General features: G+C 61.5%; 24 protein-coding genes. 6 read left to right on the top strand and 18 right to left on the bottom strand.

The window, feature by feature from the left end:
• Positions 1 to 73: 73 nt before the first annotated feature.
• Together BUA38_RS20015 and BUA38_RS20010 are read right to left on the bottom strand one after the other, a co-directional pair.
• Entirely contained in the window at positions 74 to 907 is an 834-nt protein-coding gene (locus BUA38_RS20015) for an AraC family transcriptional regulator (RefSeq protein WP_072820481.1), read from the bottom strand.
• Positions 908 to 1,092: 185 nt separating this feature from the next.
• Positions 1,093 to 1,500 (bottom strand): hypothetical protein, encoded by a 408-nt coding sequence (locus tag BUA38_RS20010; RefSeq protein ID WP_072820480.1) that lies wholly within the window; start codon positions 1,498 to 1,500, stop codon positions 1,093 to 1,095.
• Between the two features lie 155 nt (positions 1,501 to 1,655).
• Between BUA38_RS20010 and BUA38_RS20005 the strand changes: the two genes are divergently transcribed.
• On the top strand, positions 1,656 to 1,865 hold the full coding sequence (locus BUA38_RS20005; RefSeq protein ID WP_072820478.1) for a hypothetical protein: 210 nt from the start codon (positions 1,656 to 1,658) through the stop codon (positions 1,863 to 1,865).
• Between the two features lie 328 nt (positions 1,866 to 2,193).
• On the opposite strand, the gene BUA38_RS20000 is transcribed toward BUA38_RS20005, so the two are convergent.
• Both BUA38_RS20000 and BUA38_RS19995 read right to left on the bottom strand, forming a co-directional pair.
• The gene (locus BUA38_RS20000; protein ID WP_072820476.1) at positions 2,194 to 2,628 is read right to left on the bottom strand and encodes a cupin domain-containing protein; all 435 of its coding nucleotides are present in this window, start codon (positions 2,626 to 2,628) and stop codon (positions 2,194 to 2,196) included.
• Positions 2,629 to 2,947: 319 nt separating this feature from the next.
• Complete coding sequence (locus tag BUA38_RS19995) at positions 2,948 to 3,604, bottom strand: glutathione S-transferase family protein (RefSeq protein WP_072820474.1); 657 nt, start codon at positions 3,602 to 3,604, stop codon at positions 2,948 to 2,950.
• Positions 3,605 to 3,752: 148 nt separating this feature from the next.
• On the opposite strand from BUA38_RS19995, the gene BUA38_RS19990 reads away from it, so the two are divergent.
• Together BUA38_RS19990 and BUA38_RS19985 are read left to right on the top strand one after the other, a co-directional pair.
• Entirely contained in the window at positions 3,753 to 4,976 is a 1,224-nt protein-coding gene (locus BUA38_RS19990) for a polyhydroxyalkanoate depolymerase (RefSeq protein WP_072820472.1), read from the top strand.
• 94 nt (positions 4,977 to 5,070) lie between these two features.
• Positions 5,071 to 5,859: a molybdate ABC transporter substrate-binding protein gene (locus BUA38_RS19985; RefSeq protein WP_072820470.1), complete on the top strand. Its 789-nt coding sequence runs from the start codon at positions 5,071 to 5,073 to the stop codon at positions 5,857 to 5,859.
• Positions 5,860 to 6,048: 189 nt separating this feature from the next.
• Here BUA38_RS19985 and BUA38_RS19980 read toward each other — a convergent pair whose 3' ends face one another.
• The 4 genes from BUA38_RS19980 to BUA38_RS19965 form a co-directional block, all read right to left on the bottom strand.
• Positions 6,049 to 6,792 (bottom strand): transporter substrate-binding domain-containing protein, encoded by a 744-nt coding sequence (locus tag BUA38_RS19980; RefSeq protein ID WP_072820468.1) that lies wholly within the window; start codon positions 6,790 to 6,792, stop codon positions 6,049 to 6,051.
• Positions 6,793 to 6,973: 181 nt separating this feature from the next.
• Positions 6,974 to 7,612 carry a DJ-1/PfpI family protein gene (locus BUA38_RS19975; RefSeq protein WP_072820466.1) on the bottom strand — a complete coding sequence of 213 codons (639 nt, stop codon included), beginning with the start codon at positions 7,610 to 7,612 and terminating at the stop codon, positions 6,974 to 6,976.
• A gap of 7 nt (positions 7,613 to 7,619) precedes the next feature.
• The gene (locus BUA38_RS19970) at positions 7,620 to 8,927 is read right to left on the bottom strand and encodes an MFS transporter (RefSeq protein WP_072820464.1); all 1,308 of its coding nucleotides are present in this window, start codon (positions 8,925 to 8,927) and stop codon (positions 7,620 to 7,622) included.
• A gap of 191 nt (positions 8,928 to 9,118) precedes the next feature.
• On the bottom strand, positions 9,119 to 10,297 hold the full coding sequence (locus BUA38_RS19965) for an MFS transporter (protein WP_072820462.1): 1,179 nt from the start codon (positions 10,295 to 10,297) through the stop codon (positions 9,119 to 9,121).
• Positions 10,298 to 10,357: 60 nt separating this feature from the next.
• Between BUA38_RS19965 and BUA38_RS19960 the strand changes: the two genes are divergently transcribed.
• On the top strand, positions 10,358 to 11,158 hold the full coding sequence (locus tag BUA38_RS19960; protein ID WP_072820460.1) for an AraC family transcriptional regulator: 801 nt from the start codon (positions 10,358 to 10,360) through the stop codon (positions 11,156 to 11,158).
• 113 nt (positions 11,159 to 11,271) lie between these two features.
• On the top strand, positions 11,272 to 12,651 hold the full coding sequence (locus tag BUA38_RS19955) for a malonyl-CoA decarboxylase (protein WP_072820458.1): 1,380 nt from the start codon (positions 11,272 to 11,274) through the stop codon (positions 12,649 to 12,651).
• A gap of 212 nt (positions 12,652 to 12,863) precedes the next feature.
• Here the strand turns inward: BUA38_RS19955 and BUA38_RS19950 are convergent, their stop codons facing one another.
• The 10 genes from BUA38_RS19950 to BUA38_RS19905 form a co-directional block, all read right to left on the bottom strand.
• Positions 12,864 to 13,553, bottom strand: a complete 690-nt coding sequence (locus tag BUA38_RS19950) for a Fe2+-dependent dioxygenase (protein ID WP_072820456.1) — start codon at positions 13,551 to 13,553, stop codon at positions 12,864 to 12,866.
• Positions 13,554 to 13,562: 9 nt separating this feature from the next.
• The gene (locus BUA38_RS19945; protein ID WP_072820454.1) at positions 13,563 to 16,145 is read right to left on the bottom strand and encodes a TonB-dependent receptor; all 2,583 of its coding nucleotides are present in this window, start codon (positions 16,143 to 16,145) and stop codon (positions 13,563 to 13,565) included.
• 208 nt (positions 16,146 to 16,353) lie between these two features.
• Positions 16,354 to 16,593, bottom strand: coding sequence for a hypothetical protein (locus BUA38_RS19940; protein ID WP_072820452.1), 240 nt, complete (start codon positions 16,591 to 16,593; stop codon positions 16,354 to 16,356).
• Between the two features lie 196 nt (positions 16,594 to 16,789).
• On the bottom strand, positions 16,790 to 17,959 hold the full coding sequence (locus tag BUA38_RS19935) for a mandelate racemase/muconate lactonizing enzyme family protein (RefSeq protein WP_072820450.1): 1,170 nt from the start codon (positions 17,957 to 17,959) through the stop codon (positions 16,790 to 16,792).
• A 133-nt stretch (positions 17,960 to 18,092) separates the two neighbouring features.
• Positions 18,093 to 18,359 (bottom strand): DUF3297 family protein, encoded by a 267-nt coding sequence (locus BUA38_RS19930; protein WP_072820448.1) that lies wholly within the window; start codon positions 18,357 to 18,359, stop codon positions 18,093 to 18,095.
• Positions 18,356 to 18,832 carry a glutathione peroxidase gene (locus BUA38_RS19925; protein WP_072820446.1) on the bottom strand — a complete coding sequence of 159 codons (477 nt, stop codon included), beginning with the start codon at positions 18,830 to 18,832 and terminating at the stop codon, positions 18,356 to 18,358. The genes BUA38_RS19930 and BUA38_RS19925 overlap by 4 nt, the downstream gene beginning before the upstream one ends.
• A gap of 5 nt (positions 18,833 to 18,837) precedes the next feature.
• On the bottom strand, positions 18,838 to 20,241 hold the full coding sequence (locus tag BUA38_RS19920; RefSeq protein ID WP_072820444.1) for an amidase family protein: 1,404 nt from the start codon (positions 20,239 to 20,241) through the stop codon (positions 18,838 to 18,840).
• 41 nt (positions 20,242 to 20,282) lie between these two features.
• Positions 20,283 to 20,861 carry a c-type cytochrome gene (locus tag BUA38_RS19915; protein ID WP_072820442.1) on the bottom strand — a complete coding sequence of 193 codons (579 nt, stop codon included), beginning with the start codon at positions 20,859 to 20,861 and terminating at the stop codon, positions 20,283 to 20,285.
• Between the two features lie 81 nt (positions 20,862 to 20,942).
• Positions 20,943 to 22,214: a PQQ-dependent sugar dehydrogenase gene (locus BUA38_RS19910; RefSeq protein WP_083587660.1), complete on the bottom strand. Its 1,272-nt coding sequence runs from the start codon at positions 22,212 to 22,214 to the stop codon at positions 20,943 to 20,945.
• A 208-nt stretch (positions 22,215 to 22,422) separates the two neighbouring features.
• Complete coding sequence (locus tag BUA38_RS19905) at positions 22,423 to 22,698, bottom strand: DUF6894 family protein (RefSeq protein ID WP_072820440.1); 276 nt, start codon at positions 22,696 to 22,698, stop codon at positions 22,423 to 22,425.
• Positions 22,699 to 23,012: 314 nt separating this feature from the next.
• On the opposite strand from BUA38_RS19905, the gene pqqA reads away from it, so the two are divergent.
• Positions 23,013 to 23,093 (top strand): pyrroloquinoline quinone precursor peptide PqqA, encoded by an 81-nt coding sequence (gene pqqA, locus BUA38_RS19900; RefSeq protein WP_012029362.1) that lies wholly within the window; start codon positions 23,013 to 23,015, stop codon positions 23,091 to 23,093.
• The last annotated feature ends 19 nt before the right edge of the window (positions 23,094 to 23,112 follow it).

Below are 23,112 nucleotides of genomic sequence, written 5' to 3'. Positions count from 1 at the left end.
AAAGCAGCCAGCGCTTGCAAGCAGCCGCAATGCATGGGCGCGTGCTGCGAAATGCCGAAAGTTCAGGCCGATATTATTCCTTTACCGGAATCCAGATTTCGAACCCGCCATTGCCGGTGACGGGATCGAATTTTTCGTCGTAGCGCTCGAAATTCGGCGCATCGGCGAGCTTGAAGCCGGAGGCTGGCAACCACTGGTTCCAGATGGTGTTGACGGTGCGGCGGATGGTCGAGATGTGTTCGCGATGGCTGAACACGGCATAGCGCGCTTCGGGAATCCTCACCCGGAAGAACGGTCGCGGCAGATCGGAAAAGTCAGAGACCTCCACGCCCGCGATATAGTCGAAATTGCCGGCATCGTCCCCATTGCAGCAGACGCCATAAGCGACCCCGCCGACGCGGTGCGGAATATCCTCGGCTACCTGATGGAAACGTTGCCACTGACCCGGAATGCCGGCGCTGTTCTCGTGATTATAACGCTCGCCGACGCCGGCAACCAGCAGCGGCCTTGTGGTTTCGAAACGCGGGGAATCGAGATTCTCGATGATCGATGAGTTCATCTGGATCGGCTCCTGAAGCTTGAGGTCTTCGATGCACGCAAGCCCGCGAACCGACTCGGGCGTGAGCCCGAAATGATCGCGGAACGCGCGGGTAAACGCCTCGTGGGAGCCGTATTCCGCATCCAGCGCTACGTTGAGAATATCCGGCGCACCGGCCGCAAGTGAACGCGCCGCTTCGGTCAGACGGCGTGCCCGTACGTAGCGCATGACCGAAAAGCCCGTCGCCGCAGCGAACGCCCGCACCATGTGAAAGCGCGAAACTCCGGCAACGCCCGAGATCTCGTCAAGCGTCAGTTCGCTTGCGAGATGGCTTTCGATATACCAGAGCGCTCTTTCGGCCGGATTCATTGGATCAACGAACTCCACGAAACGGCGCCATCATGCGCTCCCGGCGCGCGCCGCGTTTGATCGTCGTTGCGCTTCTAGTGGTCCGATTCCAACATTCGCATCCCTTCCCGGCAGCACTCTTGCGAATGTTGGAATCAAAGGACCACTGGTGTCTCGAATCCGAAGTTCGCATGCGCTGGCAGAAATTACTTGCCGCCCTCTTTCACTGCCCCGTCCTTCGGCGCATCCTTCGGCACATCCCTGGGCGCGTCTTTCGCGGCCGCATCTTTCGCAGGCGGCGTATCGGCTTTCTTCGTATTGTCCGGCGCCTTAGTCTGTACCGCCTTCAACTCCTCCACCATCTTTTGCAACGCAATGAGGTTCACCTTCAACGCGTCGATCTGCGCCTTGGCTGCGTCGAGCTTCTGCTGGTGATCCAGGGCCAGTTTCGCGATCGTCTTCTGAAGGAACTCGACATTGCTCTGAAGACAGCTGGTGCGCCGTTCCATCGTCTTCTCGGCGGTGCAAATCTCGATGCCGGGAACATCCTGCGCATGAACAAGTCCGGTAACGAACAGGACCGCGAACAAGCCGCAGCCAAAACGGCCGATCATCCCAAACCTCATTTCAACCGACATCGCGCGGTAAAATTGTTGCGAGTGAACATTTCAAGGCCCGATGCTACCACACTGCGACCTCAATCGCGCATTGAGGTTGGTCGATGCGGGCCGGCGATCCGCCCGCGCACCATGGACGAAGGCGACGGGAAATGGCGACGCGCGAAAAACGGCTGGCGCAATTCGATGGTGAGGGAGAGCCGCCGCCGGGCGTGCCGGTCCAAGTGTTGTGCGAAGACCAGAGCGGCACCTACGAACTGCCGTTCGCCTGTCGTTTCAGCGACGGCGCCTGGCGCAATCACGAGTCGGGCGGGATGCTGGAAGCCAATGTGATCGGCTGGCGGCTGGTGCGGCGAATTTGAAGCCGCACTAGCAAAAATATGTTGCTAGAGCTCCTTTGATTCCGAAGTTCGCATCGGAGGTCGCCGCGATTGCTTGCGAACTTCGGAATCAAAGGAGCTCTAGCGCCGCGGCTAACGGTCATCACTTCGCAACCTGTATCAAAATGCGACGTGAAATGGTGCGGCGTTAAGACACGGAACGCGGCCGGAACGAATCGCGCCCGAATCAGCCGAATCACCGCGTACTCCGATGTTCACGACTAGATATCGGTCTGGACGAAATGCCCGGCACTACACCCAGACCGACGACGCGCGGCAATCGCCGATGACGGCGCGAAATCGTTAATTCCTACTTCCAGGGCGTCACCGGCGGCACCTTGTCGGTGGCCGGCGGCATATCGACGGTCTTGAAATCCGCCGGGCTGACGATTTCGAGATACTCCATGTCCGGCGAGTAATCGAACAGGTAATGCACGATCCCTGGCCGCTGATGGACGACATCGCCGGCCTGCACGAGCGTCGGCTTGTCTTCGTACATAAAGCGGGCCCAGCCCTTCATCATGATCACGATCTGAAAATCGCAATCATGACGATGCCAGCCGGTGCCGTCTTCCGGCGGCATGTCGGCATTGGCCTTGACGAGGTGGCAGATCACCTGCCCGCCGGTCGCTGCCGCGATGCCGAGGTCGCGGTACAGGAAGAAGTCGCGAAGACCTCCGCCCTTGAATTCGGTATCGGTGGGTTTGACGTGGGAAAATTTGCTGACGGCCGCATGCTGGTTCATCTCAGGCCTCCACCACTGTTTGACGCAAATCGCGACAATCGCCGGCGTCCAATTTTTTGGCAGCACGGATTGGCGCGTTCAAAGCGTGCTGTTGCTATGCGAAAATCACGCCAGCCGCATCGCACCGCAGCGATTTTTGGGATCACGGCGTCGAGCAGGGCGAAGCCGTTGGACGTGGCTTTGAATTTCGATCAGGCAATTCTTGCGCGGCGCTGATGGCCCGTCGCGTCAGCTCGCCAAGCGCGCCTCGCTGGCATGAAGTTGAGCACGGCACGCCTTACGCGTAAGCCGTGCAAACAGGCAGCGCGCTTGGCGCCGCCTAATAATCCACCTCGAGTTCTTCGATATCGGAAGGCTCAGCGCGAGCCGCCTCGATCCACTCCTGCATTTCCGGCATCGCCATGATGAGGTCGGCATATTGCTTGAGCCGCGGCTCGAGCTTGACGTCATAGGTTTTGAAGCGCGTCACGACCGGCGCGTACATGGCGTCCGCCATGGTGCGTTGCTCGCCGAACAGGAACGGCCCGCCCGACTCCGCCAGGCACTCGCGCCAGATGGTGCAGACCCGATCGATGTCGGCCTGCGCCCGCGACCAGATCTTGAAGTTCGGAAAATGCCCCTTGAGATTGACCGGGAGCGATGCCCGCAGCGTGGTGAAGCCGGAATGGATTTCGCCGCAAATCGACCGGCAATGCGCCCGGTGGACGCGGTCGGCAGGCAATAGCCCCGCGTCGGGCCTGATCTCGTTGAGGTACTCGGCGATCGCCAGCGTATCCCACACCGTCGCCCCCTCGTGCCGCAGGCATGGCACCAGGATGGTCGGGGACAGCAGCAGGATTTCGGCCCGAGCCGAGGGATCATCGGGCGCGGTGACGATCTCCTCGAATTCCAGCCCCGAAAACCGCGTCAGCAGCCAGCCGCGCAGCGACCAGGACGAGTAGTTCTTGCTGCTGATGGTAAGTGTCGCCTTCGCCATAGGGCCCTTCCCCGCTCTTTCGCTTCGTTTTCATTCGATTTCATTCGATTCCATTCGCTTTCAACAGCAAGTGACGTGCCAGTTTTTTGGGCTGTTTGACTCCGCTCTGGCTTCAATATTGCATGGCAGCATGGGCAGGGGTGTTTGAATGACGTCGTTATTGTATCAGGCTTATCAGAACCATACGGATCTGACCGAGCCCTGGCGGAGCGGGGCCTTGCAGGCCCTGAAATATCTCAACCTGCTCCCACAGGGCATGTCCGACAAGTTCTTTCGGCGGCTGGCAGCCGCTCTGGAACTGATCTCGCGCACCTCGCTGACCTACTCCCGCCCGGCCTATGGCATCGACCGGGTGACGGTGGGCAACCGCGAATATGAAGTGACCGAGGAAGTCGCCTTCGCCACCCCGTTCGGGTCGCTGTTGCACTTCAAGAAGGAGAACGCGCCCGAACAGCCGCGGATGTTGCTGGTGGCGCCGATGTCCGGTCATTTCGCCACGCTGCTCCGCGGCACCGTGCAGACGCTGCTTCAGGACCACGACGTCTACATCACCGACTGGCACAACCCGCGCGACATTCCGCTTCGCGACGGCCGGTTCGGCCTCGACGATTACACCGAGCACCTGATCACCTTTCTCGACAAGCTCGGACCGCGCGCGCACATGGTGGCGATCTGCCAGCCTTCGGTGTCGGCGCTCGCGGCGGCTGCGATCATGAGCGAGGACAATCACCCCTCGCGCCCGGCGACACTGACGCTGATGGCGGGTCCGATCGACACCCGTATCCAACCCACCAAGGTGAACCAGTTCGCCAAGAGCAAACCGATCAAGTGGTTCGAGACCAACCTGATCAATTACGTGCCCGTTCAGTGCAAGGGCGCATTCCGGCAGGTTTATCCCGGCTTCGTGCAATTAACTGCATTCGTGTCGATGAATCTCGAGCGCCACATCAAGCAGCACATGGATCTCGCCAATCACCTCGCCCGCGGCGAGACCGAGAAGGCCGAGACCATCAAGAATTTCTACGACGAATATTTCGCGGTGATGGATCTGCCGGCGGAGTTTTACCTCGAAACCGTGCGAGACGTGTTTCAAGAGCACGTGCTGCCGCAAGGCAAGATGACCTTCCGCGGCCGGCCGGTGAATCCCACAGCGATCAAGCGCATGGGGCTGATGACGGTCGAGGGCGAGAAGGACGATATCTGCTCGGTCGGGCAGACGCTGGCCGCGCAAGAGCTCTGCACCGGCGTGCGCGCCTACCGGCGGGTGCACCACCTGCAAGCCGGCGTCGGGCATTATGGCGTGTTCAGCGGCCGGCGCTGGAACAACGAGATCTACCCGTTGCTCCGCGATTTCGTGCACGTCAACGCGTAGACGCCCTTAATTCATGGGCCATTGACGCGAGCGCGTTTGCGCGGCAAGCCCCTCCCCGCTAAAAGCGACGGCAATAAGAGCCGGGAGGATTTCCATGCGTTTCTCATCTCCTCATTTTCGCAATGTCGCAATTGGCGCCGCCGCCGTGCTTTGGCTTGCGGGCGCCGCACAAGCCGCCGAAGTCCACGTGATGATCTCGGGCGGGCTGTCGGCGGCCTATAACGCGCTGGTGCCAGAGTTCGAGAAAGCGACCGGCAACAAGGTGATCACGGCCTATGGCCCGTCGATGGGCACGACGGTGAATGCCATCCCGACGCGGCTCGACCGCGGTGAGCCCGCCGACGTCCTTATTCTGGTGGGCTATGCGCTCGACGACCTGGTCAAGAAGGGCAAGGCGACGAGCCGCGTCGACCTCGTCAATTCCAAGATCGGCGTTGCGGTGAAGGCCGGCAGCCCGAGGCCGGATATTTCGACGGCGGATGCGGTGAAGCGCGCGCTGCTCGCGGCAAAGTCCGTCGCCTATTCCGACAGCGCCAGCGGCGTCTATATCTCGACCGAGATGTTCGACAAGCTCGGCATCACGGCCGACATGAAGGACAAGGCGAAAAAGATTCCGGCCACGCCAGTCGCCGAGATCGTGGCGAAAGGCGAAGCCGAGATCGGCATGCAGCAGATCAGCGAATTGAAGGCGGTTGCCGGTGTCGACATTATCGGCCCGCTCCCGGAATCCTTGCAGAAGGTGACGGTATTCTCGGCCGGCATCGCGTCGGCGTCGAAGGAGCCCGAAGCCGGCAAGGCACTGATCAAATTCCTCGCCTCGCCCGCCGCGCGCGAGACCATCGTCAACTCCGGCCTCGAGCCGATCGAAGGCACGGCGAAGTAGGTTTTTTGTTTGAACGAATGCCCGGCATCCGCGGGATACCCTCTCCCCTTGCGGGAGAGGGTGGTTTCGAGCGTCAGCGAGAAACCGGGTGAGGGGTTAAGGTCCCTCGATAGCCCCATACCCCTCACCCGGATCGCATCTGGCGATGCGATCCGACCTCTCCCGCAAGGGGAGAGGTAAAGACAAGGGTCACTTCGCCCGCAGCGGCGTGTCCTTCAGGCCGTTATTGTCGAACGCCTTGCGCAACAGACCGCTCGATTTCGCATCCGTCATGAACTTGCTGGCATATTCCAGCGACAGCGGGTGATTGAGCGGGACGGCAACCGCGGTCACCGTCTGCTTGAAGGTTTCGTCGAGCACGCGCGTGCCCGGAATCTTCTTGGCAAGCGCATTGAGCTGGTCGCGCGACAACGCGAACGCGTCGACCTCGCCGTTCTTCAGCAGACTGAAGATTTCGTCATAGGTCTGATAGCCCGTGACCTTGGCGTTCTTCAGATGCGCCTGCGCGCCGCGCATGGTGGTGGTATCGTTGACGGCCACGACCTTGACGTTCGGCTGATCGAGACTCGCGAAATCCTTGATGGTCGAGCCGGCTTTCACGATGTAGGTCGCTTCCGTGACCTCGTAGATCGGGCCGAACGCGATCTTCTTCGCCCGTTCGGTATCTTCAGGCAGGAAGCTGACATCCCATTCGCCTTTGGCGGCGGCATCCGTGATCAAACCGGAATTCGAATAGGTGACATATTCGACCGGCAGCCCCAGCTGGTCCGCCAGCGCCTTGCCGAGATCGACCGGCACGCCGGCATAGCCGTTTTCGGTTTTGGTCGACCAGTACGCGCCACCGGCCGGGCTGATCCCGATCGCGACCCGAAGCTTGCCGGTCGGCGCGATCTGGTCCTTCAGGCCGTCGGCATGAGCGTTACCCGTCAGCATGACCGAAACTCCGAGAATAAGACCGCCGATGTGAGGCAAAAACCCATGACGCATAACCTTTGCTCCCGCGGCCCCTTGTTTGAGCGTTTTGAGGCCTTCAACAGAAGTCATTATGGCCAATCGGCGGGGGCCGCAACACTGCGGTTGGAATGAAAATTCGGTGAGGCAGCTATTCGCGTCGTCAGCCGGCGCGCCTTTCGGAAAGCACCGGCGCAAATGCCTCGCGGTTGGCGCGCCAGGCGCGGCTATATTCCATGATACGCGCGGTCTCGTCGGCGACCTCTTCGCCGAGCATCCGGCTTAGCAGATGCAGCGTGGTGTCGATGCACAGCGTGACGCCGCCGCCGGTGACCACGCCGTCGCCCCGCTCCACCAGCATAGCTTCGCGCACGTCGATCGCCGGATATGTCTCGCGCATCGCCTTCACCGGCGGCGTCTCCGGCGGCACCACCTCGATCTTGGTTGTCGCCGGTCCACCATCCAGCACGCCGCTGGCCGCGAGGATCATGCCGCCGGTACAGACGGAGGCGATGCGGGACGAGGCGTGGACGCGGCGGATGTAATCGAGCGTTGCCGGCGCCTTGGCCTGCGCGGTCCAGCCGGGGCCGCCGGTGACAATGACGATGTCGCAGGCGGGTGCGTGATCGACGCCGTAGTCGGCCGTCACCTTCAGCCCGTTGGCGAGCGCCACTTCGCCGGCGCGAGGGGCAATGGTAAGAATCGAGATTTCCGGCGCGATCCGGCGCGCCATCGACAGCACGCCGAAGGTGGCGAGGTCGATCGGTTCGACACCGTCATAGATGAAGATGCCGAAGCGCATGGCGGGATCAGTCCGTCAGCGAGCCGCCGCGGGTCTCGCGTGCCGCCAGTGCCGCGGCCAATGTGATCAGTGCGAGAACGATCATCATGATGGCGACGCCACCGGTACCTCCGAAATATCCGGCGAGCGCGGTCGCGAGGATCGGTGCGAAGCCGCCGCCGATCGCCGCCGAGACCTGGAAGCCGAACGACGCGCCGCTGTAGCGCACGCGCGGGCCAAACAGTTCCGGGAAGTAACAGGACTCAAGGCCGAACATCATGCCGTGACCGAAATTCATCGCGATCATGATGCCCGTGAAGATCAACACCGTGCTCTTGCTTTCCACCATCCAGAACAACGGGAATGCAAAGGCGATCGTAAACAGCGCGCCGAGAATGTAGAACGGCTTGCGGCCGAACTTGTCAGACAGCCAACCGAACAGCGGGAGGCTCACGAGTTCGAGCAAGGCGGCGTACATCACCGCGTCGAGCATCAACGACTTGGCAAGACCGAGTTTCGTCGTGGCATAACCGACCACGAAAACCGTCAGCATATAGACCCAGGACACTTCGGAGAGTTTCAGGCCGACCGCGATCAGGAAAGATTTGGCATTCTTGCCGACGGCTTCACCCACCGGATTTTTGGATAGATCGTCGCGCCGCTTCATACCTTCGAACACCGGCGTCTCCGGCACCCGCGAACGGACGAAAGTGCCGACGCCAAGCAGGACAACGCTGATGAGGAACGGGATGCGCCAGCCGTAGCTCGCAAAATCCGCTTCCGGCAATTTGGTGACGAGGGAGAAGACCAGCGTTGCCAGTACGAGTCCAATGGGAAACCCGATCTGCACAAAACTCGTGTAGAAGCCGCGCTTGTCGGCCGGCGCATGCTCCAGCACCATCAGCGAGGCGCCGCCCCATTCGCCACCGAGCCCGATGCCCTGAATGATACGCAGCAGGATCAGAAGGATCGGCGCGAGCACGCCGATCGAGGCGTAGGTCGGCAGCAGGCCGATGCAGAAGGTGCTCAGGCCCATGATGAACAGCGTCAGCACCAGCATGGATTTGCGGCCCAACCGGTCGCCGAAATGGCCGAACAAAGCGCCGCCGAGCGGGCGGGCCAGAAATCCGACCGCATAGCTGCCGAGCGCGGCAAGTGTCCCGGCGAGCGGATCGAAGGACGGAAAGAACGCCTTGTTGAAAACGAGCGTCGCGGCCGTGGCGTAGATCAGGAAGTCATACCACTCGATGATGGTGCCGAAGCAACTCGCAAACACGATCGAATTCATGCGCGCGTGTGTGGTACCGGCCATCGGTGCTGCGGTTGCAATGGTCATGGGGCCTTCGCTCCTTAAGCGAGTTCCCCGTCAAAAAAGCGATATAACGGGGCGTTGGCTAAAATGAATGCAAGCAATATGCCGGACCGAAGTCACAGCCCGCGACAATCCGCGACGTCGCGGCCCAGTATAGCCGGTTTCCGATACCGCCGTAGCGGCGGGCCTTCCGAATCGATCCTTGAGGGCGGAGTTTAGCCGGATTGGGCGGCCGGAGTCCTGATCTCGACGGGCAGGATGAGCGCGGCCGCGACCGTCAGCAGGCACAGCCCGCCAAAGGCATGCAGCATGGTGACGAAGCCGCCCTGCTGGTACAGCCAGGCAACGATGCCGACCGAAACACCCGCTGCGGTAAAGCCGACGAAGTAGCGCACGGCATAGGCGCGCGAGCGCCATTCCTCGCTGGTGTATTTGCCGACCATGGCGTCGTTGACGGTGACCTGACCGAACGCGCCCATCACGATGCCAATCGCCGCGATGATCAGCGGCAGGTTCGACAGTTCGGCCGCCACGTACAAAAACGGCGCCAGTACGAACGACAGCGGCAGCGAGACCGCTTTCAGCGAGTATCGATCGAGCAATTTACCGATCGTGTACTGGGTCATCGCGCCGAACACGTAGACGCCGGCCGCGATGACGCCCAGCAGCGCCGGGCTTTGCGTGAGGCCGTTCAGGCGCTCGGCAAACAGCTTTGGAAGCGCCACCGTCACGGCGTTGAACGTCGTCGAGATCGCGATCACCACGATCAGGAGCGCCACGATCACCCGCCACATGTCTTCTTTCGCAACGCGCGCCTGTGCCGCCGCCTGCCTCACATTGCTGCGGTCTTCGTGGCTCACCATGACCGCAAAGCAAAACCCGAGCAGGATCGTGATCGCGCCCGGCAGAATGAAGGCCCAGCGCCAGCCGAGATACTGTCCGACGATGCCGGTGACGAGCGCCGACGACGCCACGCCGAGATTGCCCCATACGCCGTTGATGCCCATCTCGCGGCCGAGCGCCTCGGCGTAGGAGACGATCATCGCGGTGCCGACCGGATGATAGATCGAGGCGAACAGGCCGATCGACAGCAACGCGGCGCCAAGCTGGAACGGCGTGTTGACGAAACCGACCGCGATCATCGAGGCGCCGATGCCGAGGAAGAAAATCACCATCATGTGGCGGCGGCTCCAGCGGTCACCGAGCCAGCCGGTCAACAGCGAGCCGGCGCCGAAAGCCACAAAGCCGGGCGTCGCATAAGGCAGCAGTTCGGAATAGGCCATGCCGAGCGCCGGCCCCATCACAATGACGGCCGCCGCAAAGATCAGCATCGAGTAGTGATCGATGAAATGCGCAGCGTTAACAAAGCCGATGACGCGGGTAGGATTGTTCATGGACGATTCCTGCAATGACCGAAATAGGTTATACGGTCTTGAGCTGACGGGATGCGGCCAATGAATATCGCCGAAAAGCCAATTGCTGCGATCCAGGGACGCCGGGCCTCGACCGGCGACGGCGTTCATTTGATTGCAAACCACTATAAGAAAGGCGTGCGGCTCGACACCCATATGCATCGGGAGGCACAGCTCGTATACGCGGCCAAAGGGACGATGCAGGTCACGACCCCCAGGGGACGCTGGCTGGTCCCCCCGGATCGCGCGGTATGGGTGCCGGCCCGGCTCCCGCACGCGATCGACGTGCTCGCCGACATCGATATGCGCACGCTGTATTTCGATTTGGCGTGGCTGAAGCGTGAGCAACAGGACCCAGACCTGACCGAGGAATTCGTCGTGCGGGTGTCGCCCCTGTTGCACGAGACGATCCTGGCCCTGTTCGATGGCCGTAACGACAGCGACCGCACCACCCTGTTGATACGGCTGGCCATGCACGAACTGCATCAGGCCGAGGATTCGGCGACGTTCATCCCGCTGCCGCAAGACCCGCGCTGCCGCCGCGCGGCCAGCATCGTGCTCGACGATCCGACCGCGCTGCATGAAATCGAGACCCTGGCGCGCCAGGTGGGGACGTCGGCACGCACCTTGTCGCGGCTGTTCACGTCCGAAACGCAGTTGAGTTTCAAGAGCTGGTGCCAACGGGCGCGGATTGCGGCGGCCATCGAGCGACTGTCAACCGATACGAATGTCTCGATCAAACAGGTCGCAGGCCAACTCGGATATGCAAGCCTGCCTGCATTTTCGCATGCCTTCCGGCAAGTTACCGGCCGGACGCCGACCGAATTCGTCCAAAAGGATTAACGGGCGTCAGCCGCAACAACCCTGACAAATTGTTGTGCTTGATTGGAACGTACTTCGCCTTAAATCTGTGTAACATGTACCCGTAGTTCAGCCCGGAACAGATCAGTCAAACGATGGCCAACGCCTTCTTCAGCGACCTGCTGGCAACCATTTCGGAGCGCGGGCGCACCCTGCTCCAGCGCGGCAAACTGGACGACGGCAAAGGTGACGCCGACGGCCTGATCGAACTCTGCGAGGCGCTGTTGTCGGGCCGCGGCGAAGCCTCCGGCACCGCGATGGCGAGCGAGGTTCTCGATCGCTATCGCGATCTCGACGCCGATCAGCGGCGTGCCTTCTTCAGTGCCCTGTCACAGAAATTCGGCCCCGACCGGGACAGGGTGAACAAGGCCATCGAAGCCTGGATGGCCGAACCCGGTGACGGCAATGGCGGCGCGCTGCACTTTGCCTCCGAGCCGAGGCGGCAGGAGCTGATCCGGCGGCTGAACCGCGCCCCCGGCGGCACGGCAGATCTCGTCGAGATGCGCGCCGATCTGCTCGATCTGATGAACGGCGACAAAAAGGCCGGCGACAAGAATCTCGCCTCACTCGACCGCGACGTGGTGCATCTGCTCGGGTCCTGGTTCAACAGGGGATTCCTCGTGCTGCGCAGAATCGACTGGTCGACGCCGGCCAACATCCTGGAAAAGATCATCCGCTATGAGGCGGTGCACGAAATCGGCGGCTGGAACGATCTGCGACGCCGCATCGATCCCGTCGACCGGCGCTGCTACGCCTTCTTTCACCCGGCCCTCGTCGATGAGCCGCTGATTTTCGTCGAGGTGGCGCTCACGGAAGAAATCCCGAACGCGATCGCTCCCCTGCTCGCGGAGGACCGCGAGCCGGTAGCCGTCGAACGCGCCCGCACCGCGGTATTCTATTCGATTTCCAACACCCAGCGCGGTCTCGGCGGCATTTCCTTCGGCAACTTCCTGATCAAGCAGGTGGTCGAAGAACTGCGCCGCGAATTGCCGAAGCTTGAAAACTTCGTGACGCTGTCGCCGGTGCCGGGCTTCATGAAATGGCTGAAGACGACGCCGTATCTTCCCGTCACCGAGGACGAGCGCCCTGTTCTCAAGCATCTCGACGAGCCCGACTGGTGGAAGAATCCCGAGCTCGAAGGCCAGCTCCGTCCCATCATCGAGTCTTTGGCGGCGTACTATTTCCTGAAAGCCCGCACGCCCAAGGGACGCCTGATCGATTCGGTCGCGCGTTTCCATCTCGGCAACGGCGCGCGGCTGGAGCGGATCAACTGGCTCGGCGACGTCTCGCCCAAGGGCTTGCGCGAATCCGCCAGCGTCATGGTCAACTATCTCTATCGCCTCGACGACATCGAGAAGAACCACGAGGCCTATGCCAATGACGGAACCGTGGTGGCGTCGAGCGCCGTGAGGAAACAGCTCAAGGGCGAAGGCCGCCGGCTGCTCGATATCGTTGCCCTGCCCAAGCAGGCGTAACAGCGCGGTTGGGCTAGTTCGGCCTTATGGTTCTCCCGGCAATGCGCAGACATTGTCCAGAGACGGTGCTCTTAGTTTTGCACCGTTCGCTAACGACCTCGCTACGTCTCGGTCTGCTCGGGTGCACGCGCCTCCTCACCATGAGGGTCCAAGACCTCACCCTGAGGAGCATCGCGAAAGCGATGCGTCTCGAAGGATAGAGTCCGGAACCGTCAAACCTCCGCCCAGACGCGAATCAGGTTGTGGTAGATGCCGGTCAGCCTGACCGTCTCCGGATCGTCGCGCCCCAACCGCTCCACCAGCGCCTGGATCGAGACGTCGAGGTCGAAGATCAGGCTTCGCGCATGGGCGTCGCGGATCATGCTTTGCAGCCAGAAGAACGAGGCGACGCGCATGCCGCGCGTGACCGGCGTCACCATGTGAAGGCTGGACGCCGGATAGACCACGAGATCGCCGGCCGGCAGCTTGACCTCGTGCGAGCCGTAAAGGTCCTCCACCACCAGTTCGCCGCCGTCATATTCGTCGGGCTCCGACAGAAACAGCGTCACCGACAAATCGGTACGGATGCGCAAACCTGTCAGGCGATCGCCACGCACGGCGTTATCGACATGGATGCCGAAGTGATGTCCGTCGGCGGCGCGATAGCGGTTGAACAGCGGCGGAAAGATCTGCAACGGGATCGCCGCCGAGATGAACCGCGGATTGGAGGTCAGCGCCGAGACGATGCGGCTGCCGAGCTTGCGCGCGACCTCGCTGTCGGGCGGCAGCTGCTCGTTGCTTTTCACCATCGCCGATTGGGCGCCGGCGGTCGAGCGGCCGTCTTCCCACGCGTTCTCGTCCATGAGGCGGCGGAAATCCGCCACCTCATCCTTGCTCAAGGCGTTGGGGATGCAAACCAGCATCGTGTGCGATCAATACCTCGCGGATACGACGATGTAGGCGGCGCGTCCCGGCGCCTCCAGCACGAATGGCGCGGCACTCTGGTACAGCGCGTCGTAATAGAGCTTGTTGGTGATGTTGTTGACGTAGAGCTTGACCCTCCAGTTCTTGTCGATCTTGGCTTCCACGAACGCATCGAACTTCCAGTAGCTCGGAATCGAAGTGCCCTCGTTCGCGGCCAGCAACTGGCCGCCATAGATCTGCGAGCGATAGACCGCCTGGCCGCCGAGTTCCCACATATCCGTGAGCTGGTATTTGCTCAACAGGCTGAAGGACTGGTGCGCGACGTTGGCGAGCGGCAGGCCGACGTTGGTGCTGTACAGCAGCGGCTGCGGCATCGCCGCGGGCGGCACGTTCGATTTGGTCACCTGCGACTGCATCAGCACGAGACCGCCGAAAATGCTCCATTTGTCGGTGATCTTGCCGGCTGCCTCGAGGTCGATACCACGGACATAGTATTCCGACCCGGCGATGATGCACGACGCCGTCACCCCCATATACGGGCAGTTGGCCGTTGCCGTCGCCGCGGTGCTGACGTTGTAGGCCTCACGCGCATTTTCCTTGTTGGTCTGGAACAACGCGCCGGTCAGCAACAGATGCCGGTTGAACAATTCCCACTTGGTGCCGAGCTCGATCGCCTGGTTCTTTTCAGGCCCAAAGATCTGGTTCGGGCTGTTGGCGAGAACGGGAGCGACGCCGCCATAAGCGGTGCTGGTGCCGTCGAACTCGGCGCCGACCGGATTCGACGAGGTTGCGTAGGCCGCATAGACACTGGCGTAGGGCAGCGGCTTCAGCGTGATGCCGAGGTTGAAGTTCGGCATGGTGAACTCGGCCGATTGGGTGCCGAACGTATTCGCCAGGGCGCCCGTTCCGAAGCCCGACGTGTTGAGGCGATAGTCGTCCACGCGGACGCCACCGTTGAGGATGACGAGGTCGCGGTAGTTGACACTGTCGAGCACATAGCCGCTGGCGGTGTCGATCGCGAGATTGGTCGGCTTCCCGAGCAGGGTCGCAGCGGAACCGAAGGGCGTGAAATTATACGATGGATTGAACACGCTCTGGCCGGCCACCGAGCCGCTGCCGTTGAATGGTACACCCGTCACGAGCTCGGAATTGAACCCTTGATATTTGTCGATCGAGGAAGTTTCCCGGTCGACTTCGACGCCGCCGAGCAGCGTGTGCTTGAAATCGCCGGTGTTGAATTTGTAAGTCAATTCGCTCTGGTTGGCGAGCACATCGGTCGTCTGGTATCGGCTCTGCGGATTGGCCGTGAACGTCGCAGCCGACAACGGGATCGGCGCGCTCGGCGATTCCGGCAACGTGCCGATGTAATTGTTCAGCGAATGCGAGACCCGCACCTTGTCGTTGAAGGTGAGATCGGGCGTGAGTTTGACTTCGGTGTTGACCGTGCCGATGTCCTGCTGAACCTGGAAGAAGTCGCGGTAGATGAAGCCGTAGAAATTGTTTCGGTTGACGCCGACATCCGGATATGGCGCACCAGCCGTCGAGGTGAACTGCTGATTGCTCGACGAGGTTCCGGCGCCCGGCCGGTAATACGGCACGCCGAAATCGGGAATGCCGTGCAGGTCGGTGTGAACATAGTCCGTGGTGATCTTGATCGCGTCGGTCGGCGTCCACTTGGTCGCGATAAACCCGCCCGAGCGATCGTCGGTGACGTAGTTGCGGCCCGCCACGTCGGCGTCCTGGAACATGCCGCCGGCGCGAACGGCAAAGGTCGGGGTGACGATCTGGTTGACGTCGAGCACGATCCGCTTGGTCGCGTCGGTGCCGAATGTCGTATCCATGTTGTAGAAGCTCTTTTCCTGCTGAGCTTCCTTGGTGACGATGTTGATGGCGCCACCGGTGGTGCCGCGGCCGGCGAAGGATGACCCCGGACCGCGCAGGATCTCGACCTGCTCGGTGAAGAAGTTCTCGCGAACGCTGACGCCGGGGTCGCGCACGCCGTCGATGAAGACGTCGTTGCGAGCATCGAAACCGCGGATGAAGAAGCGGTCGCCGAACGCGTTGCCGCCCTCACCGCTGCCGAGCGTCACGCCCGCCGTGCTCAGGATCGCCTGCTTCAGCGTGGTGGCATTCTTGTCTTCCAGGACGTCCTTGGTCAGCACCGTCACCGTCTTGGGAGTATTCAGCAATGGCTCGGGAAACTTTCCCGAAGCCTGGATGCGGTCGCCCTTGTAAGGCGCGGCGGGATCCGCATAGCGATCGCGATCCGGCGCCAGCGCGGGAGCAGCCACCGCCGGTTCGGGCTTGGCCTGCTGTTGCTGACGCCTGGCGGCACGGCGCAGCGCATTGCGCGCCCTGATCTGGTCCGGCGTCGGCGCGCTGGCCGCGGGCTTCGGACGCGCGACAGGCGCGTCAACGGAGACCGGCGGAAGATTGGATTGCTGCGCTTCAGCACCGCTTGAAAAAGACGCCACCGCCACCAGTCCCGCTACCGCGGAGACCTTGCGGCTCGCCTGGCCGTCAAGCCGTTCGTCAAAGAAGTTCGTCGCCGCATTCGCACGCAGCGAACGCGGTGCTCTTACCGTACCCATCAAATCGCCCCATCATTTTTCTTGGCTCATGCATGTTCCCAACATGAGCGAATGATGGTTGGTATCGAGCGCAAAAATTGCGGTCAACACTGCGCCGCTTTGAATATTCCTAGATCAAATCGATTCTAATTCTGACGTTTGTAGTCGATCTAAGAGTCTTTCTAAGTGCAGGTAAGAAACAACCACTCATGCGTAGTCGGCGCGCATTTCAATCGCTGCTCGGCGGCTTCATCAGCGAAAAAAGTTCGTCGACGGTCTGCTTGGCGACTTCGCGCGCGCGCTCGGAATTCTCGGAGCCTGCGATCCTTACACCGGCAACGACCGCCCGCATCTCGTCGCGAAAATCCGACAGAAACCGCAACGGATCCTTGGAATCATTGGCGACGCGCGCAATCAGGCCGGCAACCAGAAGCTGGCAGGCAATCATGCGTCCGTTCAGTTCGTCCATCGTGCGCGCCGGTCAAGATCGATGCAACGCGATTGAGACCCGCGTGCTTCGGTCCGCCTTAAACCATTGCGGACGCGGAGCGCTATCGCGGATTGGGCTTTCTTCGAGGGATTCTAAACGTTCGCCCGGCGTGCGCGACGTCAGCGTATCGATTCGGCTTGCTGAATTTTCAGGTGATGAAATTCAATCGCACGGCTTACGATGCGAGTGCCTTCATCTCGCGGTAGAGATCGGACTTCCCTTCAAAGCCGATGCCGGGCAAATCCGGCATGGTGATATGGCCGCTCTCGACGCGCACGCCATCGGGGAAGCCGCCATAGGGCTGGAACAGGTCGGGATAGCTTTCATTGCCGCCAAGTCCGAGGCCGGCGGCGATATTGAGCGACATCTGGTGTCCGCCATGCGGGATGCAGCGGCTTGGAGACCAGCCGGCCACCTTGAGCCCCTCCAACGTGCGCTGATATTCGCAGAGCCCGTAACTCAGCGCGCAGTCGAATTGCAGCCAGTCGCGGTCCGGCCGCATGCCGCCATAGCGCAACAGATTGCGCGCGTCCTGGTGGCTGAAGAGATTCTCCCCGGTCGCCATCGGCGCCGGGTAAAACTCCGCCAGCGCCGCCTGAAGCTGAAAGTCGAGCGGATCGCCGGCTTCCTCGTACCAGAACAAGGGATAGTCGCGCAGCATCTTCGCATAGGCGATCGCGGTCTCGAGATCGAAGCGGCCGTTGGCGTCGACCGCGAGCTGGGCGTCCTTGCCGATCTCCTTCAGCACCGCCTCGATGCGCGTGCGATCCTCCTCGATGGGCGCGCCGCCGATCTTCATCTTGACGACGTTGTAACCGCGGTCGAGATAGCCGCGCATTTCCGCGCGCAGCATCGACAGATCCTTGCCGGGATAATAATAGCCGCCGGCAGCATAGACGAAGACGCGCGGATTGGCGCTCACGCCGTGACGTTCGGCAAGCAGGCGAAACAGCGGCTTGCCCGCAATTTTCGCCACCGCATCCCACACCGCCATATCGATGGTGCCGACCGCGACCGAGCGCTCGCCGTGCCCGCCCGGCTTCTCGTTCGACATCAGCGTGGCCCAGACCTTGTCGGGATCGAGGTTGTCGCCGGCGTCGTTGAGCAGCGACTTCGGATCGGCGTCCTTGATGCGCGCGGCAAAGCGCTCGCGGATCAGACCGCCCTGCCCGTAACGGCCGTTCGAATTGAAGCCGTAGCCGACGACGCGCTTGCCGTCGCGAACCGCATCGGTAACGACGGCAACCAGGCTCGTCGTCATCTTGGTGAAATCGATATAGGCGTTACGGATCGGTGAGGAGATCGGTTTTGTAATCTCCTGGATGTCGATAATGCGAACGGACATGGGGTGGCCTTATAGTTATAGCTTTTGATTCATCCGTCATTGCGAGCGAAGCGAAGCAATCCAGCTGTACAAAGACGAAATCTGGATTGCTTCGTCGCTTTCGCTCCTCGCAATGACGAGACAGGCGATGTCGTCAGGCCTTCGGCTCATCCTTGAAATACGGCTCGACCGGACCATGCACCTTGATGGTCAGCGGGTTGCCGAAACGATCCTTGGCATTGCCGGCGGTGACGCGAATCCAGCCCTCGCTGACGCAGTATTCCTCGACATTTTTTTTCTCGACGCCCTTGAAGCGAATGCCGACGTCGCGCGAAAGCACCGCCTCGTTGTAATAGGGGCTCTGGGGATCGACCGACAGGCGATCCGGCAACTGGTCCGGCGCTTCGTTCTTTTCGTTCACAGCAATGCCTCGATGTCTTTGGTAAGCGATTCCGGCGTCGCGATCGGCGCGTAACGCCCGACCACCTTGCCCGAACGGTCGATCAGGAATTTGGTGAAATTCCACTTGATCGCGGAACCGAGCAGTCCGGACTTTTCGCGCCGAAGATATTGATAGAGCGGATGGGCGTTGTCGCCGTTGACCTCGATCTTGTCGAACATCGGAAAGGTGACGGCGTAGTTCGAGGAGCAGAACTCCCCGATCTGCGCCGCGCTGCCCGGCTCCTGCCGTCCGAACTGGTTGCAGGGAAAGCCGAGCACGGAAAAGCCGCGTGCGCCGTATTTCTGCTGCAACGCCTCGAGGCCCTTATATTGCGGCGTGAATCCGCAGGCGCTCGCGGTGTTGACGATCAGAAGCACGTTGCCTTCAAACCGCCTGAGCGGGGTATCTTCGCCGGCGAGCGATGTCGCGCTGAAATCGTAGATCGAGGTCATCTTCGTCAGCCCAGATATGGATCGATCGGCGAAGGCGGCACCCCGCCGGCCTCGATCGCTTCGCCCGCGAGCAGGAGAAGGTCTTCGCGATAACGCCCTGCCACGAGATGAACGCCGACTGGCACGCGCCCGACCAGCCCCGTGGAAACCGTCAAACCAGGCAGTCCCATGAAGGGAATGGCGATCTGCGGCAGTTGCGCGCGCCAGACGCGTGCAAACGACGCATCGTCCTTGGTGTCGAGCTCGTCTGGGAACGGCAGTTCGCCGCACACCGGCATCAACAGCACCGGATATTTTTCGAGGAACAGCGACCAGTCGCGCACCAGCGTCGCCCGTCGCGTCAGGATTTTCGAGAGCGTCAGCGCGTCGAATGGAAACACCTTCGACTTGTTGCCACGGAGACAAGCGAGCGCACCGAGATCGCCCTCGCGCTCGGCGGCCGCGAGCTGCCCTTCATAATTGTCGCCGAGCCAGAGTTTGGTCTGGTTTTCGGCCGCCTCCTTCAGCGGCGGCAGTGACGTGACCTCTTCCACTTTCCAGCCGGCGCGTTCTAGCCGCTTGGCCGCATCGACGAGTGCGGCCCTCACCTCGGCGACGGGATCAAGCCCCTCCGGATTGACGCACAGAGCGACGCGCTTCGGTCTCGGCGGGCCCTCGAGCGGCGCGGGCACCCACCAGGGATCGCGCGCATCGGGCATCGACATCGCCTCAAGCGAAATCCGCAAATCGCCGATGGTGCGCGCCAGCGGTCCCGAAACCGCTGCGATCTGCGGCCCGATGGTGCGCTCGGGCAGCGCGGCGTTGAAAGCGGCAACGCGGCCCGTCGTCGTGCGCAGGCCATGCACGCCGTTGACATAGGCCGGATAACGGATCGAGCCCGCGATATCGGTGCCGTGCGCGATATGGCCGATACCGGCTGCAACCGCAGCCCCCGCACCGCCGGACGAGCCGCCGGGCGTGATCGATGGATCGCGCGGATTCTTGGTGTTGCCGTGAACAAGGTTGGTCGTAAACCAGCGATAGGAGAACGCCGGGCAATTGGTACGTCCGAGGATGACCGCGCCGGCCTTGCGCAGATTATCGACCACCGGACTGTTGTCCCTGGCGATGGTGTCGCGCTGAAGCTTCAGCCCGTTGGTGTTGGCATAGCCTGCCTGATCGATATTCGCCTTGATCGTGACCGGCACGCCGGCCAGCACGCCGACATCCTCGCCGCGCGCGATCGCCGCATCGACTTCGGCCGCCTGCGCCAGCACATCGTCGGGCCGATGATCGACCACCGCATTGATCGCGGGATTGACGGCATCGAGCCGCGCCAGCGCCGATACCGCGGCTTCCCTGGCCGAGACCTTTTTCGACTTGATCAGGCCGGCCAGTTCTTGAGCCGGCAGGCGCCAGATGTCTTTCATGTTTCGCTCCCCCAGTCGCTGCGGGAAGTTGTAGCGCGCGCCTATCGATAGTGCGAGATGTAATAAGCGAGGTCGGCGATCTGCTCCTTCGGCACTTCGCCCATCACGTCCGCCATGGTGCCGTCGTAGCCATGCCGGGAGTTGTCCTTGTATTCGGCGAGCGTCTTGTTGAGATAATCCTCGCGCTGGTTGGCCAGGCGCGGCACGTTTTCCTTGCCGGACAAATCGGCGTTGTGGCAGCTGTTGCAGCGATGCTGTTGCGCCAGCGCCAGCCCCTTCTGCATCCGCGCGGGATCGCCCGCTTCCGCCGGCGGCTGCGGCTTCGGCAGCTTGGCGATGAAATCGGAAAATTTCTGGAGATCGTCATCAGTGAACGACTTCACCATCTCGTTCATCGGATCGAAGGTGCGCAGCTTTTCGCGAAACATGAAGAGCTGGATCAGGGCGTAAGGCGCCTGCTGGCCGCCGAGCGACGGCGTGTTTTCCATCTCGGACTGGCCGTGCTCGCCATGGCAGGCAAAACAGGTGACCGCGCGCTGCACGACCGTTTCCGCCGCTCTCGCCGAACCCGCAAATGAAGCGAGCACCAGCGCCGCGACGATTGTTGTTGTCTTTCGCATCGATGAGAGCCTCAATCTCAATTCCCTAAAAGAAAATCGGGGGCGAACCTTCCCGGTCGCCCCCGATTTTGGTCTCGTGCGTTATTGCGCGGCGACCTTCGCCTTGCCGTAGCTGAGACGATAGACCGCGCCGTTCCAGTCGTCGGAAATCAGCATCGAACCGTCTTTCATCTGCATCACGTCCACCGGACGGCCAACATACTTGTTGTCCTGGAGGAAGCCGGTGACGATCGGCTCGATGTTCTTGACCGTGCCGTCCTTGTTGAGATGAGCAACAACGACGTCACCACCGAACTTGTTGGTCTTGTTCCAGGAGCCGTGGCGCGCCACGATGACCTGGTTCTTGAAGGCCGCCGGGAACATCTTGCCGGTGTAAAAGCGCATGCCGAGCGACGCCGCATGCGGGCCCATTAGGCCGACCGGCGGGGTGAACTCGCTGCACGAATGGCCCCAGCCGAATTCCGGGTCGGGGATGTTGCCCTGCCAGCAGTAGGGCGAACCAAAATGCTCGCCGACCTTGGTGACGCGATTCAATTCGTCATTGGGAAGGTCTTCCGACATCCAGTCGCGGCTGTTGTCGGTGAAGTAGAGCTGCTTGGTTTCGGGATTCCAGTCGAAGCCGACGGTGTTGCGGACGCCAACGGCCACCACTTCAGCGCCGGAGCCGTCGAGATTGATACGGCGGATCTGGCCGTGATCCTTGTCATGCAGCACGTTGTTGCCGGGCTGGCCGACCGGAACGTAGAGCTTGTTGTCCGGCCCGATCGCGATGAACTTCCAGCCGTGGGCTTCGTCCTTCGGCAGGTTGTCGTAGATCACGGTCGGCTTCGGCGGGTTGTCGAGATTGTCCTCGATCTTCTCGATCTTCGAAACCTTCGACAGCTCGGCGATATAAAGGGTGCCATCCTTGAAGGCGACGCCATTCGGCCGATAGAGGCCGGAGGCTACGATCTTGACCTCGCGTTTGCCGTCCTTGTTGACGATGGCATAGACCTTGTCGACGGTGCGGCTGCCGACAAAGACTGTGCCCTTGTCGCCGAGCGCGAGCGAACGGGCGTTCGCCATGCCGGCGGCATAGACTTCCAGGTTGAAACCGGCCGGCACCTTTAGCTTGTCCATCGGCAGCTTATCGGGCGCAGTCGCAAGCGGCGACGGCGGCGCATTTGGCGCCAGCTTTTGTGCCGCCTCGTTATCCGGCCGGCCGATCATTGGCGATCCCGGTGGAAGTGGTTGGGCGGCGGCAGGCGCAGCAGCCGGGGGGGCGGCCGTCTGCGCGGCCGCGCCGTAACTCAAAACTCCAATGAAGGCGCCCGCCAGCAACAGGCTGCGCGGCGCCGATGACCTGATCCTCATAATATTCTCCCTTTGTGGAAGCCTTCGACCGGTGCGCGGGGCATTCCCTTGCCCGTACCGGCGGACTTCGTGGCCGTACTCTTGAATATTTTCGCGTCCGTACGCAATCGGAAACATATCCCGGAAGGCTGCGACGGAAAGTGCTTCGCGGTCGCGAAGGCATGTCCATGGTAGCGCGCCTGGCCGCGTCCGGTCTCAGCCCGTCATATCAATGCTTCGTGACGGGTATGTTGGCATCATCCGCCGGCGTTTCGGTCTCGTCGAGGATGGCCTCCGCAAAGGGAAACTCGAGCACGATTTCCCCCTCGTCATCGGTGACTTCGAGCACGGCCCGCATCAGGTCCTCCATTCCCTCGATCTTCAAAAGCTCGAGGATCATGGCGCGGGCGACTTCCCAGGCGCGGTCCGGATTGCGCAGTTCCTCACCTTCCGGATCGGAGATCACTTCATTGCCGATTCGCGTGTTGAAGAAATATCTCGGCATGATCGAACCTTGTTTCGGCTTTGAGGATCTGAACCCGGCAGGGTTAAGGCTGCCGGCATCTTTCACAGTTGCTTTATCGGGCATAGGCCGAAGCGGCGGGTTGATCCATTGGACGAAGGAGACAGTCAGAAGAACCTATTGATGCGTCATTGTTTTGACAGGAAACCTGGGGGCACCTCCAGAACATATTGTGCATCGCACCATTTATTCAACTGCCCCGCCCCGTCGGAAAGATTCCGCTGGCGAAGTTTTCGTTCCGCATTACCTTAACGGCAGGGCGGAGTTCGTCCGGTTTCACTTTAAGGAGAGCCAAAATGGCCTGGAAAGCACCGAAGATCGTCGAAGTGCCGGTCGGCATGGAAATCAACATGTATGCCTGCGCCGCCCGCAAGTAAGCGGCAGCAAAAGTATCCT

This window comes from Bradyrhizobium erythrophlei (assembly GCF_900142985.1).
GTDB lineage: Bacteria > Pseudomonadota > Alphaproteobacteria > Rhizobiales > Xanthobacteraceae > Bradyrhizobium > Bradyrhizobium erythrophlei_B.
The sequence above is the reverse complement of the archived record's forward strand: the minus strand, read 5'-3'. Positions and strand labels throughout refer to the sequence as shown.

Excerpts from the sequence above, each read along its gene's own strand:
- BUA38_RS20015 (WP_072820481.1), bottom strand. The coding sequence starts at position 907 with ATGAATCCGGCCGAAAGAGCGCTCTGGTATATCGAAAGCCATCTCGCA.
- BUA38_RS20010 (WP_072820480.1), bottom strand. The coding sequence starts at position 1,500 with ATGATCGGCCGTTTTGGCTGCGGCTTGTTCGCGGTCCTGTTCGTTACC.
- BUA38_RS20005 (WP_072820478.1), top strand. The coding sequence starts at position 1,656 with ATGGCGACGCGCGAAAAACGGCTGGCGCAATTCGATGGTGAGGGAGAG.
- BUA38_RS20000 (WP_072820476.1), bottom strand. The coding sequence starts at position 2,628 with ATGAACCAGCATGCGGCCGTCAGCAAATTTTCCCACGTCAAACCCACC.
- BUA38_RS19995 (WP_072820474.1), bottom strand. The coding sequence starts at position 3,604 with ATGGCGAAGGCGACACTTACCATCAGCAGCAAGAACTACTCGTCCTGG.
- BUA38_RS19990 (WP_072820472.1), top strand. The coding sequence starts at position 3,753 with ATGACGTCGTTATTGTATCAGGCTTATCAGAACCATACGGATCTGACC.
- BUA38_RS19985 (WP_072820470.1), top strand. The coding sequence starts at position 5,071 with ATGCGTTTCTCATCTCCTCATTTTCGCAATGTCGCAATTGGCGCCGCC.
- BUA38_RS19980 (WP_072820468.1), bottom strand. The coding sequence starts at position 6,792 with ATGCTGACGGGTAACGCTCATGCCGACGGCCTGAAGGACCAGATCGCG.
- BUA38_RS19975 (WP_072820466.1), bottom strand. The coding sequence starts at position 7,612 with ATGCGCTTCGGCATCTTCATCTATGACGGTGTCGAACCGATCGACCTC.
- BUA38_RS19970 (WP_072820464.1), bottom strand. The coding sequence starts at position 8,927 with ATGACCATTGCAACCGCAGCACCGATGGCCGGTACCACACACGCGCGC.
- BUA38_RS19965 (WP_072820462.1), bottom strand. The coding sequence starts at position 10,297 with ATGAACAATCCTACCCGCGTCATCGGCTTTGTTAACGCTGCGCATTTC.
- BUA38_RS19960 (WP_072820460.1), top strand. The coding sequence starts at position 10,358 with ATGAATATCGCCGAAAAGCCAATTGCTGCGATCCAGGGACGCCGGGCC.
- BUA38_RS19955 (WP_072820458.1), top strand. The coding sequence starts at position 11,272 with ATGGCCAACGCCTTCTTCAGCGACCTGCTGGCAACCATTTCGGAGCGC.
- BUA38_RS19950 (WP_072820456.1), bottom strand. The coding sequence starts at position 13,553 with ATGCTGGTTTGCATCCCCAACGCCTTGAGCAAGGATGAGGTGGCGGAT.
- BUA38_RS19945 (WP_072820454.1), bottom strand. The coding sequence starts at position 16,145 with ATGGGTACGGTAAGAGCACCGCGTTCGCTGCGTGCGAATGCGGCGACG.
- BUA38_RS19940 (WP_072820452.1), bottom strand. The coding sequence starts at position 16,593 with ATGGACGAACTGAACGGACGCATGATTGCCTGCCAGCTTCTGGTTGCC.
- BUA38_RS19935 (WP_072820450.1), bottom strand. The coding sequence starts at position 17,959 with ATGTCCGTTCGCATTATCGACATCCAGGAGATTACAAAACCGATCTCC.
- BUA38_RS19925 (WP_072820446.1), bottom strand. The coding sequence starts at position 18,832 with ATGACCTCGATCTACGATTTCAGCGCGACATCGCTCGCCGGCGAAGAT.
- BUA38_RS19920 (WP_072820444.1), bottom strand. The coding sequence starts at position 20,241 with ATGAAAGACATCTGGCGCCTGCCGGCTCAAGAACTGGCCGGCCTGATC.
- BUA38_RS19915 (WP_072820442.1), bottom strand. The coding sequence starts at position 20,861 with ATGCGAAAGACAACAACAATCGTCGCGGCGCTGGTGCTCGCTTCATTT.
- BUA38_RS19910 (WP_083587660.1), bottom strand. The coding sequence starts at position 22,214 with ATGAGGATCAGGTCATCGGCGCCGCGCAGCCTGTTGCTGGCGGGCGCC.
- BUA38_RS19905 (WP_072820440.1), bottom strand. The coding sequence starts at position 22,698 with ATGCCGAGATATTTCTTCAACACGCGAATCGGCAATGAAGTGATCTCC.
- pqqA (WP_012029362.1), top strand. The coding sequence starts at position 23,013 with ATGGCCTGGAAAGCACCGAAGATCGTCGAAGTGCCGGTCGGCATGGAA.